At 53.0% G+C, this 17,936-nt stretch carries 12 protein-coding genes; 6 read left to right on the plus strand and 6 right to left on the minus strand.

Annotated features, from left to right (window positions below; translation table 11 throughout):
- Window positions 1–263 precede the first annotated feature (263 nt).
- From ACQ4MY_RS28490 to ACQ4MY_RS28510, 5 genes are all read left to right on the plus strand, one after another.
- Complete coding sequence (locus ACQ4MY_RS28490) at window positions 264–1,931, plus strand: hypothetical protein (protein ID WP_440097207.1); 1,668 nt, start codon at window positions 264–266, stop codon at window positions 1,929–1,931.
- Window positions 1,932–2,118: 187 nt separating this feature from the next.
- A complete protein-coding gene (locus tag ACQ4MY_RS28495; protein WP_440097209.1) occupies window positions 2,119–4,176 on the plus strand; it encodes a hypothetical protein in 2,058 nt (685 codons plus the stop codon).
- 623 nt (window positions 4,177–4,799) lie between these two features.
- Window positions 4,800–6,503, plus strand: coding sequence for an ATP-dependent nuclease (locus ACQ4MY_RS28500; RefSeq protein ID WP_440097210.1), 1,704 nt, complete (start codon window positions 4,800–4,802; stop codon window positions 6,501–6,503).
- The gene (locus ACQ4MY_RS28505; RefSeq protein ID WP_440097212.1) at window positions 6,496–7,926 is read left to right on the plus strand and encodes a UvrD-helicase domain-containing protein; all 1,431 of its coding nucleotides are present in this window, start codon (window positions 6,496–6,498) and stop codon (window positions 7,924–7,926) included. The genes ACQ4MY_RS28500 and ACQ4MY_RS28505 overlap by 8 nt, the downstream gene beginning before the upstream one ends.
- 523 nt (window positions 7,927–8,449) lie before the next feature.
- Entirely contained in the window at window positions 8,450–9,253 is an 804-nt protein-coding gene (locus ACQ4MY_RS28510; RefSeq protein ID WP_124420950.1) for a hypothetical protein, read from the plus strand.
- 325 nt (window positions 9,254–9,578) lie between these two features.
- On the opposite strand, the gene ACQ4MY_RS28515 is transcribed toward ACQ4MY_RS28510, so the two are convergent.
- The 3 genes from ACQ4MY_RS28515 to ACQ4MY_RS28525 form a co-directional block, all read right to left on the minus strand.
- Window positions 9,579–9,866: a helix-turn-helix domain-containing protein gene (locus ACQ4MY_RS28515; RefSeq protein ID WP_124420951.1), complete on the minus strand. Its 288-nt coding sequence runs from the start codon at window positions 9,864–9,866 to the stop codon at window positions 9,579–9,581.
- Between the two features lie 311 nt (window positions 9,867–10,177).
- Entirely contained in the window at window positions 10,178–10,702 is a 525-nt protein-coding gene (locus tag ACQ4MY_RS28520) for a single-stranded DNA-binding protein (protein WP_008081898.1), read from the minus strand.
- A 9-nt stretch (window positions 10,703–10,711) separates the two neighbouring features.
- Window positions 10,712–12,109 carry an MFS transporter gene (locus tag ACQ4MY_RS28525; RefSeq protein ID WP_008081902.1) on the minus strand — a complete coding sequence of 466 codons (1,398 nt, stop codon included), beginning with the start codon at window positions 12,107–12,109 and terminating at the stop codon, window positions 10,712–10,714.
- Between the two features lie 191 nt (window positions 12,110–12,300).
- Between ACQ4MY_RS28525 and uvrA the strand changes: the two genes are divergently transcribed.
- Window positions 12,301–15,135 carry an excinuclease ABC subunit UvrA gene (uvrA, locus tag ACQ4MY_RS28530; RefSeq protein ID WP_008081903.1) on the plus strand — a complete coding sequence of 945 codons (2,835 nt, stop codon included), beginning with the start codon at window positions 12,301–12,303 and terminating at the stop codon, window positions 15,133–15,135.
- 67 nt (window positions 15,136–15,202) lie between these two features.
- Here the strand turns inward: uvrA and bfr are convergent, their stop codons facing one another.
- The 3 genes from bfr to rplQ form a co-directional block, all read right to left on the minus strand.
- Window positions 15,203–15,670, minus strand: a complete 468-nt coding sequence (gene bfr / locus ACQ4MY_RS28535; RefSeq protein ID WP_440097216.1) for a bacterioferritin — start codon at window positions 15,668–15,670, stop codon at window positions 15,203–15,205.
- 149 nt (window positions 15,671–15,819) lie between these two features.
- Window positions 15,820–17,274, minus strand: coding sequence for a catalase (locus tag ACQ4MY_RS28540; protein ID WP_440097218.1), 1,455 nt, complete (start codon window positions 17,272–17,274; stop codon window positions 15,820–15,822).
- Between the two features lie 240 nt (window positions 17,275–17,514).
- Window positions 17,515–17,901, minus strand: coding sequence for a 50S ribosomal protein L17 (gene rplQ / locus ACQ4MY_RS28545; protein ID WP_003176402.1), 387 nt, complete (start codon window positions 17,899–17,901; stop codon window positions 17,515–17,517).
- Window positions 17,902–17,936 lie beyond the last annotated feature (35 nt).

Raw genomic sequence — 17,936 nt, forward strand, 5'->3', positions numbered from 1 at the left:
TTGTTTGGTCATCTGACACCTCGATCTGGCGAGCATTCTCGCCTAAATGGGTGTCCGGTTTCATTAGACCACTACAAAAAGACCAGTATGTGTGGCGCCTGCGAAAAGCAAATACGAAGCCATTGTGACATTTTAGAGGAAAATCCATTTTGGCCGCCCTGTGCGCCTTATTTCACGGGGCCTGCGTACGGAATCGCGAAAGATCGACGTTGACTTGTTTACGAGTAGTATAAATAGCGCTGTGTGACATTAAGGTACCCATCATGACCGACAACCCTATCGTGGATCTCCTAAAACATGAAGGGCCGATGCTGAGCAGTGACATATCGAAACTGCTGGAGCAGCGGTATGGCTTGAATGCAACGGCAGCCAGAAAACGCGTTGAACGCGGCGGTGATGGGATTAACAAACTGAGCCAAATCGTATTTCCGCACCGGGCTCGCTTTGTGTATCTAGAACAAAGTTATGGCTCCCCGTACTTTTTCCACAACCTGATGGAAGCTCTGAAGAAAACGCGGAGCGCGTATTACTTGGCTTTGAGGGCGCTAGAACTGCGCGACAACGTGATGCCTCGGGCGCATTTCCTCATTGCGTGCGGCGCTCCCGTCGCGCAGAAAAGACACATCTCAGCCGAAAGCCTGCTGGAACGACTCATTAAAGCTGGGCTGGTGAAGGAAGTTGATCTTCCAGTTGGACAGATTTCCATTATGCGATGCGATAGGGAGCAGCTGTCGGACATTCCATCCATGTGGGGGAAAATGAAAGGCCGCCTAATCGCAGAGAAGGTCACGCTCCTGGCTGTCAAGGACTGGGCGAGAAACCTTGGGATGGTGAGCTATGATTCAGTTGAGACTAGGGAGGATGAGGATCGCGAATCGTTGCCTAAAGTCGGCACTTTCAATTGGGACCTGGCAGGTCCCTCCTACCTACATCCAATGCGGACTTACACCAGCACAGCCTTGAAACCTGGCTTTTTTGTTTGCGATATAGCGCTAAACGGATGGATCTCACCTGACGATATCGGCGCGTTCCTGCACAAATGCGTCACCCTCCGCAGCTTACCGAAAGTCGGCAAATGCCTTCAGGTGTTCGTGGCTGAGGCCTATCAGACCGAGGCATTTGCGCAGCTAAAAAGTGAAGGTGTCATCCCGGCAACCACTGAAAGCCTATTTGGCCACGACGTAGCTCTTGCGTTGAAAAACTTATGCAATGTGCTGAACGACACAGCCAAGCTCATAGAAAGCCCAGCTGCACTAGATAAAATCTTCAACGACCTATCCCGCATAGAGGGGGCGTCCTACTCCTTACGTGGGAGCCTTTTCGAATTTGCAGTGGCACAGATCGCTAGGTCTACGTTCGCCGGCTACGATCAAGAGATGAATCGCATCGTGAAGGACGTTATGGGGAAACAGGCCGAAATCGACGTTCTTGCGGTACGCAAAAATCATGAGGTCATCTTCATTGAGTGCAAGGGTATCCATCCGGCGAGCACCCTTGACGACAAAGAGGTGATCAAATGGCTGGATAAGCGAATCCCTGTCCTAAGGGGAGCTGCGAAAATTCATTCGGACTGGGCAACTCTGACCCAGCGCTATGAGCTGTGGACTAGTGGCAGGTTTTCAGAGGAAGCAATAGCCCTCGTGAGCGCTAGACAGGAAGAAAGCAGCAAGCTGGTGATTCAGATCCGCGACGCTGAATACGTTCTCGCCGAAGCAAAGGCTAGTAAAGAGGCCGGTCTGCTGAAGACATATGAACAACATTTCGTTAGACATCCTATGCAGGAATTCGAAGCCGAGAAGAGACGACAACAGCGCAGGGAAGATCGAGCAGCTAAGCACCGCCTGGCAACCCCTGCCACTCCGCCGCCACTTCCTGCATTGCCTACACTGGCCGAGGCCGCAATGTGCGTTTCTGTGAATCCCGAACGCTAAGGAAGACTCAGCACTTTGCCGTCCGACTTCCGGCCGATATGAAATAGCAAATGTTAGCTTCCGAAGGAAGCTTGGCACCAAATGGCCTTTCAGTAACACGGGTACTCATGCGGTATGCGTTCTAAAAGCAGGTGCTCATAACCGCAGGCCCAGATCTTTATTACCAGTTTTAAAGGAAGGTGACATTATGGAAGTTGAACAAGCCTTAAAAAACTCGCATCAGTTTCTGGACAGCGCTTTTCGTGATGCGCGTCTGGCCGTGTCGATCTCTCATAACGAGGCCCAGCGAATTATTTTTCTTTTGATAGAACATCAACAGAACATGCCAGCTGATCTCCGCCTGATGCCATGCTTTGCCCAATTCATTTTCGCAACCGAGGCGCTTTACAACGCTTACGAAAGTTATGAATTGACTGAAATGGGAGACTGGATTGGTTGGGCATTTTCTGAAGATTTGGTGGAAAGTCATACCAAGGAACTACACATTGGCAGAATAGTCGATTTTTATTCCTCCCCAACACTCATAAGCTGGCCTAGATTCATGCCCACAATGATAAAATTTTTTGGGGCATTTTACTTTTACGCCCGAGAGCGGACAGCGATGAATGATATTGCGCGAGATCTTTGGATCAGCGCAACTTTAAGTTTTAAGAAAATAATGAATACGCCCGCACAGCATATTCATCTTTCTGAGGTTTTTCTTGGATTAAATCTAGCGTGTTGGGCCGCAAAAGAGGCCCCCGAATTGGCTAAGGCATTCGTACCTCAGCTTGAGTCTATCTCTGAAAATGAATCACTTCCCAACCAATTTCGCGCTCTGCTGTACTCTGGTTTGTCTACATCAGCTGGCTTATATTCAAGCAAAACTTCATCTGAATGGGCGCAAAAAGCGCTTGCTGAATGTGCCGACTCCCTAGCGGACGCACATAAGGTACAACTGCTATCAACAGTCTACGCAGGCACTGTAGATGGAGATCCTACCACGCTGCTCAGTCAGATAGACTTGGTACAACGGCACTTGAAATCGCAGCTGGAAGAGATCGCATTTTTCCGAGATGCAGCCATACGAAGCGGTGCAATACAGCCTTTCATCGTCAAAACTATTGACGCCCCCGATACTGAACTAACACTTCAGGGTCTACGGCTTTGGTATCAATTACCGTCAGATGAATTCAGTCTCAATGCAAAACACCTGTATATTTCCATACCATTTGGAGAGCACGGCTACTCGTCAGTGGTGGGTTCTGAAAAAACATTCATTTGTCGGGATTCTCAGGCGCTTCTCGAAGATCTAGTGCATGCGAGTAACAAATTTCTTGGTGTGGCAAAGTCAATCGCTTACGCTGATAATTCAGAATTAAGAATTCCGGATCGTATTGGGATACCCATGTATGGCGACTCCACAGATTACGAATCCGCAATGAAAAAAGGTTATTGCCCAAGTCTTTACTTGTTCGATTCGGAGCCATTGTATCAGTTAATTTTAGACAATGAGTGCAATCCGGTGCAGGCGATCCAGCTTAAAGAATGGGGGAAAACATGGCCGATTGCCTCATCCTTTTCTATCCCAAAACCCGATAGAAAACCGAAGAACGTATTGATATGGTGCGGTGGCGGAAGCCTTACAGAAGAACTTGAAGCTGAGGCGATCAAAAAAATCTTTGAAAGAGCTGAAGCCATAGTTGAAGTAGTTTGCTTTGAAGAGTCAGCGCAACGAGATTTCACCACTGTCTATGGAGACAATCGTTATGACGTGATATGGGTCGCATCCCACGGTACCTACGATCACTGGTCTCCTAAAAAGGTAACTATGCACGTTGCAGAAGGCAGGTCCGTTTCTTTGGCAGATCTTTGGAATAAGGCACCCATTGGTGAAGAGCGCCGCCTGCTGTTTTTAAACATTTGCGACGGAGCGCGTTTTGAAGAAAGAGGATACCTCCCTAAAATCGGACTGGCACCAGGTTTAGCCTGCGCCGATCAAGCGACAATCTCTCATCTATGGCCTGTACTAGGTTACCCAGCTGCCGCATTCGGAGCATACCTCGCATACCACATAGCAGAGGGCACGTCATTTTTTGACGCGTATAAGCTTGCAATGCTCTCAGTCCGAAAAACAACATGCGCGATAGCTGAGGATTTAACATCCAAGATAGGCGACGGATTCGAACTCATCCAACAGCTTAGTCGTAAAGAGGACGATTACTCATCGATTGAGTTCTACGGATCGGCGGCCTTTTATCAATAAGTTCCAGAGGCTCATCTCTGGCATCTGCTAACGAACTGGGTGAGTAAAAAAATGTCATCAACTCCTTGTCTCAGGATGGCTTTCTGGGAACATTAGAATTTCATCGATGACAGACACAAGCTGTACGTTAGTGCATGACGGTCCTGAGGTTCAGGGTAATTGCGCTCGTTTAGAATAAGCGGACACAATGGGCCGGCTCGAAAAGAATGTTCACCGGCCCTTACCCTCCTCATGGCCTAGAGGCCGCTTATTTAGCTTCATAGCCATCCAGGCAGCCTCCGCATCTGTCTTAACGTAATGCCCTTCGACGTCACTCCCCGTAACGGAACATCGTATGGATACGTGGTTCACGGTGCCCAAGAGGGATCGCTTCGTCGCGAACCTTTGCTACGGTGACCATATCTGCTCTTAGGAAGGCTCCAGGCAACCGCCATCCAGCTTGGATCTCACTCTCACGCTGCATGACTCGATATCACAAGTCACGACGCGCAGTGTGAACGCAGGGGCCAGTGACCACGTCACCGTACAGCCGTTAGGGGCACCTCGGCATCACTTTGATATTACGACGGCTCGTACCTCAGCTAAGCTGCTCAAAACAGAAATTAAAGCGCAGCGGAGGCGAAGTGAAGATTAGGAAAATTGTCATTCGAAATTTCCGAGGCATCAAGCTCCTCGATTGGAATGTACCTGATGAACGAATAGTTTGCTTGATCGGGAAAGGAGATTCTGCAAAGACAACAATACTTGAAGGCATACGTTGCATTTTTCATCCTCAATGGAACCTATCCTTTAACGACTCAGACTTTCACCTGTGCAACGTTAACGATCCAATAGACATCACCGTGGTTTTCGGAGAGATACCGAATGAGTTTTTGTCCATACAAAAATATGGAGGACTTTTGCAAGGCTGGGACGCGGCTAAATCCAAGCTGAATGATGAACCTGAAGACAACGACGAGATTGTACTGAGCGCTAATCTAACCGTAGGGCGGGATTTGGAGCCAAAGTGGAAAATCAAAGCTGACCGTAACATTGACGGAGTCGATTTCCGGGCGACAGACCGGGCGAAGCTCAACGTAGGGATCATAGGCTCATATAGCGAGAAACAGCTCACCTGGGGGGCAGGTAGCGCTCTGGCCAGAATTACTGAGTCAGACAACCTTGCGGAATCCCTAGTCGACGCCAGCCGTGCTGCACGCGGATCATTAGATGGTGAACGAGCAAACGCCTTGGTCAAGTTTGACGCCGCCGCCACCAAATCTGAAGCCGTGGCTAGAGGGCTGGGCGTACCTATCCATCAAAACTATCAAGCGCATCTGGATACGGCCTCTATCAACATCCGAGTAGGTGGCCTGAGCCTACATGACGGTGAGATGCCATTGAGGCAACTAGGGTTAGGCTCTAGACGAATGCTAATGTGCGGCATTCAGAAAGAAAACCTTCAGAAGAATCACGTTACCCTTTTTGACGAGCTTGAAATAGGTCTTGAGCCACACCGGATCGCTCGGTTAGTTAAATACATCAAAGAAGACAAAACCGGCCAGTACTTTATAACCACGCACTCACCATCAGTATTAAGAGAACTTAGCACTTCAGATCTCCACATCGTTCATCGTCTGGTAGATATGGTGACAGTCGTGAACACAAACTCCCTAGAACTATCCGAGCTAAATGTTCAGGGACATATCAGATCGAGTGCAGAAGCATTTCTGTCGAAGAAAATTGTAGTTTGCGAGGGGGCCACTGAGGTCGGGTTCCTACGAGGTCTGGACGACTATTGGCTCGGCCAAGACTTGGACGCTTTCTCATACTTGGGCACGGCGGTTCTTGACGCCAAGGGAGCTAGCAAGGTCAAAGGCCTAGCAATGGCGTTTAAAAAATTGGGATATCAGGTCTGCGTTATCGCTGATGGCGATGCGCCAAAGGACTTTTCGGACAAAGACAGCAATGACTTAGAAGTAAATGGCATATCAGTAATGGTGTGGTCAGAGCAGCTAGCCTTGGAGCAAAGAGCAATGTTCGACTTGCCATGGAACTACGTTAAGGCAAGCTTAAAACTCGCCGAAGAATCAGGCAATCCTGTTCGTGATAACGTGCGATCTAAACTTGCTATTGCCCAGCCCCAGGATCTTATGGAATGGCAAGACTCACCGGAGTTGCGTCAAGCTATAGGTGACGCGGCCAAAAGCTCCGCATGGTTCAAGTCCGTCACTGGTGGCGAGGCCTGGGTAGAAGTGATTGCTGACGCTTTTTCCGATGCTAAATTCGTGCTAAGCGATCTTGGCAAAAAACTGTTACAGGTTCGCGCGTGGGCTGATCATGACTGAACATCTGCACACGATACTGGCCGAGACTCAAAAGAAAGGGTATGTCATAGCACCTGCGGGTTATGGTAAGACCCACCTAATAGCCATGGCAGTGGGTGCCGCTACCCATCGGCAGTTGGTCCTAACACATACCTACGCTGGAGTAAGCTCCCTCAAAAAGAAGATGCAGCAGTTGGGGGTTCCGTCATCGCTCTACCAAGTAGATACCATCGCAAGCTGGGCTCTGCGCATGTGCCTTAGTTTCCCCGCTACGTCCAAGTGGTCCGTTGAGTACCCCGACGACGAAGATTGGGACAAACTTTACATAGCATGTGCATCTTTATTGGACAGGCCGTTCATTAAAAAATTATTGGAAAGCTCTTACTCAGGATTATATGTCGATGAGTACCAAGACTGTTCGGTACAGCAGCATATGCTCGTCGAAGGGATCGCTAGAGTTTTACCTTGCAGGATATTGGGCGACCCACTACAAGCGATTTTTGATTTTGCCAATCAGCCTGTTGAATGGGAAAAACATATATATCCCCAATATCAAAAGCTGGGGGAGCTGAGTATACCTTGGCGCTGGCAACTGGCGAAAGCACCGGAGCTAGGTCAATGGCTAGACAACATCGGGACTAGGCTTCGCGCGAACGAACAGTTTTCAATTCAGGCGCCGTTACCAAGGGGTATCACCCGCATTTCAGTGGACCTAAATGACTTCGCAGACCGTAAGAGGCTTAATTTCCTGTATAAGTTTTTGAACGATGAAGACTCTGTGATTGCAATATACTCCGGAGATCAAAAGTCCAAGAATAGAGCACACAAACTTGCGCAAGCTTTAGCCGGAAAATTCTCTAGCATCGAGGAGGTGGAAGGAAAAGACTTGTTTAGATTCGTCAAAAAGATCGAAGCGGCAAAAACACTAAGCGAAAAAATGATCCTGGCAATTGAGTTCACTAAAAAGTGTATGACAGGGGTAGAAGGAATATTGACTACTGGGACTAAACGAGGTGAAGTTGCAAAGGCTACTCAAGCCACCAAGCACCCCCAAATTCTCAGAATTGCGAATAAATTTCTCTCCTCAGCGACAAGCGCTCATCTTCTAGCCTTCCTGCAAGCTATCCAAAAAGTAAAAGAAACGTCGACGTACCGCCGAGACCTTCTTAACAGATTGATTAAAGTCCTACAGAGCAACGTCGACAATCCAGAAAAAACACTTATGGAAAGTGCCAATGATTTCCAGCGTGATTTTCGCCATACTGGCAGACCTGTCCGATATAAGAAGCTCATAGGCACAACTCTACTTGTGAAAGGCTTGGAGTACCAACATGCAATCATTTTAGAGGCGGACACCATGACCCCAAAAGATCTTTATGTTGCACTCACACGCGGGGCAAAGACGCTCACAATCGTCAGTTTGAGAACGGTGCTCCCAAGCTGAATTTGCTCAGGCTAAATGGCGAACGCCTTAAGACTTGTTTGATATCGTCCAGATAGAGTGAATCGCCCCGAATCCCGGTATCACCTGGCCAGATCACTCCGTTGTTAAAGATGGTCGTGTTTTCCGCAAACACGAGCCCTATGCTACGTAGTGCGCGAACCTGTAGTACACGCTATGGGAATCAGTGACGCAGCTCGCTAACACACCATTCGCGTCGATGGTCGACGGAGTCCAAGGAAACCATGATAACGGCTTCGCCGAATCTATCCACGAGGAGCGGTCCTAGCGTTTTGTCGGATGGAGGCTCGGGCGCGTCTGGAGGCAGACTTCGCCAGTGCGGGAACTCGACGACTATGGATCTATACGCCTCGAAGCGCTCCACGCTCGCACCTGCAACACGCCCCCTCTCGTTGAACGGCCACTTCCCTTCACTGTATATTAATACAGCTAATCATCCTCACCCTGCCCTGAAGCGACGATGAGCAAGCCAGCAAGCTGAATCTGCCTTTCAAAATGGAAAATCATGTCGATTTATTTGCCTTTCACAGAAAATAATTTCTTGGAACACGTCGATAACGTGATCAAAAAGTGGGGACGGTGCACGGCGCCGCTGTTCATCGAACAGGTCAGCAAAAGCGGCAAAATCACTGGAGCTGCTGATCTGATCGGATCCAGTTTTTTCGCAGTCCGAAGAGGCCATTATTTTCTAGTGTCCGCAGCCCATGTCTTCGAGGGGCAAGATCCTAAACGGCAGTTTGGCCTTAATATCAATGGCCAGGGAGCATTGCTAAACGGCATGCCAATCGTCAGGTGCATTGTAGATGACATCGCTGTAGCCCTTCTGCCTGAGACTTGGTTTATGAAGGCCAAGATCGAACGAATGAAATTCGTACCTCTTGACGACCTTGTTACCCACTACGTTCCAATCGGGCTTTGGGTTGCCGTGGGGTATCCAGCCTCAAAAAATGGGCTTAACCCGCGTCTTAACCAGACCCAAATCGTTACCCATGGAACGAGCTTCACTGAACGAATTGAGTCTCCTGCTGCAAAGTCGCACATCTCCAATGCTGTGGGCTTCCGCTTCGATAAGAAGCGCGCAATTGATACCAATAAGAAGCGCGCGAACCCTCCATGCTTCAGTGGGACAAGCGGAGGACCAATATTTGAAGTGCTAGCGGACGTAGAGTCTGACGGGGCATTCAGGTGGAAATGCCGCCTGGAAGGTATTTTTCTAGGGTGGCATAACCGAGAGAAAGAAGCACACGCGGCTCGTGTGCAGCCGGTAAAGGATCTGATGGACGCTATTATTGACCACATGAGTACGTAGGAGCAGTTCGATGCATAGTCTGCCAACGAACAGTTCAATACTCATGCCCAAAAATGGAAAAGCATAAGTGACTGGTTCAGACACCGAATTCGGGTGGGGGTAAAGCTTTCACGGAAGAAATCACTCGAATTTGAGTCAGGGGTAGCTCACGGGTGAACGCTATCGCTCAAATTTGACCTAGGGATGGCTCAACCGTGAACGTTATTGCTCAAATGTGAGCTAGGGGTGGCTCACCCTCCCAAATTTGAGCAAGGAAGGCTCAATTTCAGTCATCATCGTTTATGAAGCTTGCGCAGGCTCAACGAAGCGTGGACTCGCCCAAATTTTAGCCAGTTTCCGAAAGAATCCATTCACACTCCCCTTTCACCTGATCCATAAGGGTTTCCAAAGCTGCAGAGTCTTTGATTGTGTATGCAATAGCCAAAACGGTCAGAGGGTGAACATTCAAAAATGCAGCAAGATCTTCGACTTTCTCAATTGTCGGACACTTCAGCCCCCTTTCGAGGGAGCTGAGATAGGTCCTGCTGCTGATTACACTAAAGTCTTCCTGGCTCATCCCCCTTCTGTTGCGTATGAGTTTGAGAGCCGTTCCGAACGCAGGCTTCAGTTCCATGATCCATCCTAAAATGAAACATGAAGCCTCCGAGAACCCTATAGGGCTACAATCTGGCAGGTTCAACCCAGAAGGATGTCGTACCATTTTCACATCCACAGCACACTCCTCCTTTACGTTTAGTAATGTAGACTTTTATCTCTACACTCCTCTCTTGTGTAGTTAAATTATTTGTAGCTTTACACCGGGCAAAAAAAAGCCCTCTTAGCTTTACAGCAAAGAGGGCTTTGGCTTACTCACGTAAGGCAATGATTTAGGTACTTAAACCCGCCGAGCCAATCAATCACCTTTACGCTTTACTTTTATGTAGGTTAGAACGGAATATCGTCATCAAAGCTGTCGAAATCCGGAGCCGGTTGCGGTGCGGCCTGCTGTGGAGCCGGGGCCGAACGCTGTTGTGGAGCCGACTGCTGTGGACGCGGCGCCTGCTGGCGCGGGGCCGGAGCGGACTGCTGGTAGTTGTTGCCACCGCCTTGTTGGTCGCCCTGTTGTGGACGGCCGCCGAGCAGTTGCATGGTGCCTTGCATGTCGACCACGATTTCGGTGGTGTAACGCTTGATACCGTCTTTTTCCCACTCACGGGTCTGCAACTTGCCTTCGATGTAAACCTGCGAACCCTTGCGCAGGTATTCACCGGCGATTTCGGCGACTTTGCCGAACATCGAAACACGGTGCCACTCGGTCTTCTCGACCTTCTGACCGGTTTGCTTGTCGGTCCACTGTTCGCTGGTTGCCAGACTCAGGTTGGTCACGGCGTTACCGTTAGGCAGGTAGCGAACTTCGGGATCCTGGCCGCAAGTGCCGACCAATATGACTTTGTTAACCCCACGGGCCATAACGTTCTCCTAAGCGCCGCAAGCAGCCTCGGCCGGGTTGTTCACCAGGCGTTCGAGGGTGTCGCGATCCACTAATTCTTTGTCCAGTTTGATGTAAACAGCCGCTTCGTCAGCAACTATCACTGCATCGGTTACCCCTACGAGGGCCTTGAGGCGCTCGACCAGACCCGCTTCGCGGATCGCCTCGGGCGACAACGGCAAGCGCAGGCTCGTCACGTAGGGAGGTTCGCGCATGGTAACAGCAAAGGCCAGCCAAAGTGCAGCCAGCCCGGCACATCCAAGGAACACAACCGACAGACCGCCATGCTGAAACAACCAGCCGCCGAGTATCCCGCCGAGAGCCGAACCGAGGAACTGACTGGTGGAATACACGCCCATGGCCGTGCCCTTCCCGCCCGCCGGTGAAACCTTGCTGATCAGCGACGGCAATGAAGCCTCCAGCAGATTGAACGCGGTGAAAAACACCACCGTACCGATCACCAGAGCCCGCAAGCTGTCACCGAACTGCCAGAAGAATAGCTCAGTGAGCATCAACGTCATGACGGCGCCGAGCAAAACTCGTTTCATTTTGCGTTTCTTCTCGCCATAGATGATGAACGGGATCATGGCGAAGAACGAAATCAGCAGCGCCGTGAGGTAGACCCACCAGTGCTGCTCCTTAGGTAGCCCGGCTTTTTCCACCAGCGCCAGAGGCAGCGCGACGAAGCTCGACATCAACATGGCATGTAACACAAAGATGCCCAGATCGAGGCGCAACAAGTCAGGATGCTTGAGCGTCGGCATCAAGGCCTGACGTGCCACACCGGACTCGCGGTGCGTCAGCGGACCAGTGGACTTGGGCACCATGAACATCACGATGACGATACCCACCAACGCCATGCCACCGGTGGCCAGAAACAACCCGGACAAGCCGAACGCGCGGGTCAGCAAAGGCCCGACGACCATGGCCACGGCGAACGACAGGCCAATGGTCATGCCGATCATCGCCATGGCTTTGGTGCGGTGTTGCTCGCGGGTGAGGTCCGACAGTAATGCCATGACCGCCGCCGAAATCGCGCCGGCACCTTGCAGGATCCGGCCGGCAATCACGCCCCAGATCGAATCGGCTTGCGAGGCCAGCACACTGCCGAGGGCGAAGACGATCAGCCCGAGGTAAATCACCGGGCGACGACCGATACGGTCGGAAATGACCCCAAACGGGATCTGGAAAATCGCCTGGGTCAGGCCGTAAGCGCCGATGGCCAACCCGATCAGGGCCGGGGTCGCTCCCGCCAGATCCATGCCATAGGTTGCCAGGACCGGCAACACCATGAACATGCCCAGCATACGGAAGGCGAACACCAGGGCCAGACCGCTCGCTGCGCGGGTCTCGCTGCCACTCATGCGTTCGCTGTGGGGATCATGCATGGAAAAACCTCGTGTGAACCGGCGGCGATTCTACCAGTCCCATCGAAAGACGGGGTAGATCGCGACGCTTTGACGCGTACAGATGAAACACTCTTCATTCAGGGCAAACAACGCTACGCTTGATAGTGTGCATCCATCCAGTATTTGCCCGTATACTCTTACGCTTTCGACGCCCGCCGAGCGAGGCCACTTTGGACAAGATCCTGATACGTGGGGCCCGTACCCACAACCTGAAGAACATCGACCTGACCCTGCCACGGGACAAACTGATCGTCATCACCGGCCTGTCCGGATCCGGCAAGTCGTCCCTGGCGTTCGACACACTGTACGCCGAAGGTCAGCGCCGCTATGTCGAATCGCTGTCGGCCTATGCACGCCAGTTCCTGTCGATGATGGAAAAACCCGACGTCGACACTATCGAAGGCCTGTCGCCGGCGATCTCCATCGAACAAAAGTCGACCTCGCACAACCCGCGATCCACGGTCGGCACCATCACCGAAATCTACGACTACCTGCGCCTGCTCTATGCACGCGTGGGTACGCCGCGCTGCCCGGATCACGACATTCCGCTGGAAGCGCAGACCGTCAGCCAGATGGTCGACCTGGTGCTGGCGCAGCCCGAAGGCAGCAAACTGATGCTGCTGGCGCCGGTGATCCGCGAGCGCAAAGGCGAACACCTTTCAGTTTTCGAAGAGCTGCGTGCGCAAGGTTTCGTCCGCGCCCGGGTCAATGGCCGGATCTGCGAGCTCGACGAGCTGCCGAAACTGGATAAACAGAAGAAGCACTCGATCGACGTGATCGTCGACCGCTTCAAGGTTCGCGCCGATCTGCAACAGCGTCTGGCCGAATCGTTCGAAACCGCGCTGAAACTGGCGGACGGCATCGCACTGGTTGCGCCGATGGACGACGAGCCAGGCGAAGAGATGATTTTCTCCGCGCGCTTCGCCTGCCCGATCTGCGGCCACGCGATCAGCGAGCTGGAACCGAAGCTGTTCTCCTTCAACAACCCGGCCGGTGCCTGCCCGACGTGCGATGGTCTGGGGGTGAAGCAGTTCTTCGACATCAAGCGACTGGTCAACGGCGAACTGACCCTGGCCGAGGGCGCGATACGCGGCTGGGACCGGCGCAACGTCTATTACTTCCAGATGCTCGGTTCACTGGCGTCGCACTACAAGTTCAGCCTGGAAAAACCGTTCAACGAACTGACCGCCGAGCAGCAGAAACAAATCCTCCACGGCAGCGGCTCGCAGAACGTCGACTTCAAATACCTGAACGACCGTGGCGATATCGTCAAACGATCGCACCCGTTCGAAGGCATCGTGCCAAACCTGGAGCGTCGCTACCGCGAGACCGAGTCGGCCAGCGTGCGCGAAGAGCTGGCCAAGTTCCTCAGCACTCAGTCGTGCCCGGATTGCCGTGGTACGCGTTTGCGTCGTGAAGCGCGACATGTATGGGTAGGCGAGAAGACCCTGCCTGCGGTAACCAACCTGCCGATCGGCGATGCCTGCGTTTACTTCGGCGAGCTGAAGATGACTGGTCGTCGCGGTGAAATTGCCGACAAGATCCTCAAGGAAATCCGTGAGCGTCTGCAGTTCCTCGTCAACGTCGGTCTCGATTACCTGTCGCTGGATCGCAGCGCCGACACGCTGTCCGGTGGTGAAGCACAACGTATTCGTCTGGCCAGCCAGATTGGTGCGGGCCTCGTCGGTGTTTTGTACATCCTCGATGAACCGTCCATTGGCTTGCACCAGCGCGATAACGATCGGCTGCTTGGCACGCTCAAGCACCTACGCGACATCGGTAATACGGTGATCGTGGTCGAGCACGACGAGGACGCGATTCGCCTTGCCGACTATGTCGTCGATATCGGCCCGGGTGCCGGTGTGCACGGCGGGCAGATTGTTGCCGAAGGTACGCCGGCCGAAGTCATGGCGCATCCGGATTCCCTGACCGGTAAATACCTGTCGGGCCGAGTGAAGATTGAAGTGCCGGCCAAACGTACGCCACGCAACAAAAAGCTGACCCTGTCGCTCAAGGGCGCACGCGGTAACAACCTGCGCAATGTCGATCTCGAAATCCCGATCGGCCTGCTGACCTGCGTGACTGGCGTGTCCGGCTCGGGCAAGTCGACGCTGATCAACAACACCCTGTTTCCGCTGAGCGCCACCGCACTTAACGGCGCGACGACGCTGGAAGCCGCCGCGCATGACAGCATCAAGGGCCTGGAACATCTCGATAAAGTTGTCGACATCGACCAAAGCCCGATCGGTCGTACGCCGCGCTCCAACCCGGCGACGTACACCGGGCTGTTCACGCCTATCCGCGAACTGTTTGCCGGCGTGCCCGAGTCGCGCTCCCGTGGTTATGGCCCGGGGCGTTTCTCGTTCAACGTCAAGGGCGGTCGCTGCGAGGCGTGCCAGGGCGACGGTCTGATCAAGGTCGAAATGCATTTCTTGCCGGACATCTATGTGCCGTGCGACGTGTGCAAGAGCAAGCGCTACAACCGCGAAACCCTTGAGATCAAATACAAGGGCAAGAACATCCACGAAACTCTCGAAATGACGATCGAGGAAGCCCGGGTGTTCTTCGACGCGGTGCCGGCGCTGGCGCGCAAGCTGCAAACGTTGATGGATGTCGGCCTGTCGTACATCAAGCTCGGGCAGTCGGCGACCACGTTGTCCGGCGGTGAAGCGCAGCGGGTCAAGCTGTCCCGCGAGCTGTCCAAGCGCGATACCGGCAAGACCCTGTACATCCTCGATGAGCCGACGACTGGCCTGCACTTTGCGGATATCCAGCAGTTGCTCGATGTGCTGCATCGCCTGCGCGACCACGGCAACACCGTGGTGGTGATCGAACACAACCTCGACGTGATCAAGACGGCCGACTGGCTGGTGGATCTCGGGCCGGAGGGTGGTTCCAAGGGTGGACAGATCATTGCCGTGGGTACGCCGGAGCAAGTGGCCGAGATGAAACAGTCTCACACCGGCCATTACCTCAAGCCGTTGCTGATCCGCGATCGGGCGTAAACGCCTGGCATGAAAAAGCCCCTGTCACTTCAACAGTGACAGGGGCTATTTTTTGTCTCTACAGCAATCAGGACGTGTGCGATTGCAGGTAGTTTTCGAGACCGATCAGCTTGATCAGGCCTAGCTGCTTTTCGAGCCAGTAGGTGTGATCTTCTTCGGTGTCATTCAACTGAACCCGCAGGATCTCACGGCTGACGTAGTCTTTGTGCTGCTCGCAAAGTTCGATACCTTTGCACAGCGCAGCGCGAACCTTGTACTCAAGGCGCAGATCCGCTTCGAGCATCTCCGGCACGTTGGTGCCGACATCCAGGTCATCCGGGCGCATGCGCGGCGTGCCTTCGAGCATCAGAATCCGGCGCATCAATGCATCAGCGTGACCGGCTTCTTCTTCCATCTCGTGGTTGATTCGCTCGTAGAGCTTGGTGAACCCCCAGTCCTCATACATCCGCGAATGAACGAAATATTGATCACGCGCGGCCAGTTCGCCGGTCAGCAACGTGTTGAGGTAATCGATTACGTCTGGGTGGCCTTGCATCGCCCTACATCTCCCTACTTGAAAGTCTGTAGTTTGAACCAACCTGACTGGAAGGTCACCCGCTTAGCGCAATAAAAGCGAAGATATTCTGAGAAAAGCAGCCTAAATAACGCAAAAACCGCCCAAATGAGGGCGGTTCTGCTTCTCGTTTAGACTTCGTTAAGCTGTACGTTGAGCAGCTTTGCGATTGCTTCTCCATACGCCGGGTCGGCTTTGTAAAAATGCTGCAGTTGGCGATCGACCACATCAGTCGAAACTCCGCCCATCGCACCGGCGATGTTGCTGACCAGCAAGGATTTCTGCTCGTCGCTCATCAAACGGAACAGCGCGCCTGCATGGCTGTAGTAATCGGTGTCTTCGCGATGATCGTACCGATCAGCCGCACCGCTCAGGGCCAACGCCGGCTCAGCGTAATGCGGAGCCTGTTTCGGCGATTCGATGTAGCTGTTCGGCTCGTAATTCGGTGCTGCGCCGCCATTGCTGCCGAACGCCATCGAACCGTCGCGCTGGTAAGTATTCACCGGGCTGCGTGGCGCGTTCACCGGCAGTTGCTGGTGATTGGTGCCTACGCGGTAGCGATGCGCATCGGCGTAGGCGAATACGCGACCTTGCAGCATGCGATCCGGCGAAAGACCAACGCCTGGCACCATGTTGCTTGGGCCGAACGCGGCTTGCTCAACTTCAGCGAAATAGTTCTGCGGGTTGCGGTTCAATTCCAGTTCGCCCACCTCGATCAGCGGGAATTCCTTCTGCGACCAGGTCTTGGTCACGTCGAACGGATTCTCGTAATGCGCTGCCGCCTGGGCTTCAGTCATGATCTGAATGCATACGCGCCATTTCGGGAAGTCACCGCGCTCGATTGCCTCGAACAAATCGCGCTGGGCGTAATCCGGATCGGTCCCGGCAAGACGGGCTGCATCCGCTGGCGCGAGGTTCTTGATCCCTTGCTTGGTCTTGTAGTGCCACTTCACCCAGTGACGCTCGCCTTGAGCGCTGATCAGGCTGTAAGTGTGGCTGCCGAAGCCGTGCATGTGACGGTAGCCGTCTGGAATACCGCGATCGGAGAAGAGGATGGTCACCTGGTGCAGCGCTTCAGGCGAATGCGACCAGAAGTCCCACATCATCTGCGCGCTTTTCAGGTTGCTTTGCGGCAGACGTTTTTGCGTGTGGATGAAATCAGGGAATTTCAGTGGATCGCGAATAAAGAATACCGGCGTGTTGTTGCCAACAATGTCCCAGTTACCTTCTTCGGTGTAGAACTTCAGCGCAAAGCCGCGCGGATCACGCTCAGTGTCGGCAGAGCCGCGCTCGCCACCCACTGTGGAGAAGCGCAGGAAAGTCGGAGTTTGTTTGCCGACCGTTTCGAACAGCTTGGCGCTGGTGTACTCGGTAATGTCACGAGTCACTGTAAACGTGCCGTATGCGCCCGAGCCCTTGGCGTGCACGCGACGCTCAGGGATGTTTTCACGGTTGAAATGGGCGAGCTTCTCGATGAGGTGAAAATCGTCGAGCAGCAGCGGGCCACGTGGGCCGGCGGAGCGAGAATTCTGGTTATCAGCGACAGGTGCGCCACTGGCGGTCGTAAGCGTTTTGATCTGGCTCATACGGTCTTCTTCCTCTGTCAGTCTTGAAACTGCCGGCTAATCGGCTTGCTGGGAAGTATTGATCATCCATGTGACAGCCACAAATTCATTAACTTGCAGACATCGATAGATAATTACTAATTATGATTCCCAGCGCATAGTGACAACAGAACAGGGTCAGATACTTGTACGAACAGCGCATTTTCTTGCGGACACAAAAAACCGGGCACTAGGCCCGGTTCTTCGTTTCAGACTGACGTCTTACTCGGCGGATACAGCTTCGCCAGCAGTAGCACGATCAACCAACTCGACGTACGCCATAGGCGCGTTGTCGCCAGCGCGGAAACCGCACTTGAGGATGCGCAGGTAGCCACCCTCACGGGTAGCGTAACGCTTGCCCAGGTCGTTGAAGAGCTTACCAACGATAGCTTTCGAACGAGTACGGTCGAAAGCCAGACGGCGGTTAGCCAGGCTGTCTGTCTTGGCCAGAGTGATCAGCGGCTCAGCAACGCGACGCAGTTCTTTGGCTTTCGGCAGTGTAGTTTTGATCAGCTCGTGCTCGAACAGCGACACCGCCATGTTTTGGAACATGGCCTTGCGGTGCGAGCTGGTGCGGCTCAGGTGACGACCACTTTTACGATGACGCATGGTTCATTCCTTACCAAACACTACGTTCGGTGATT

The organism is Pseudomonas sp. SM4, assembly GCF_051913165.1.
In the GTDB taxonomy this organism is placed as follows: domain Bacteria; phylum Pseudomonadota; class Gammaproteobacteria; order Pseudomonadales; family Pseudomonadaceae; genus Aquipseudomonas.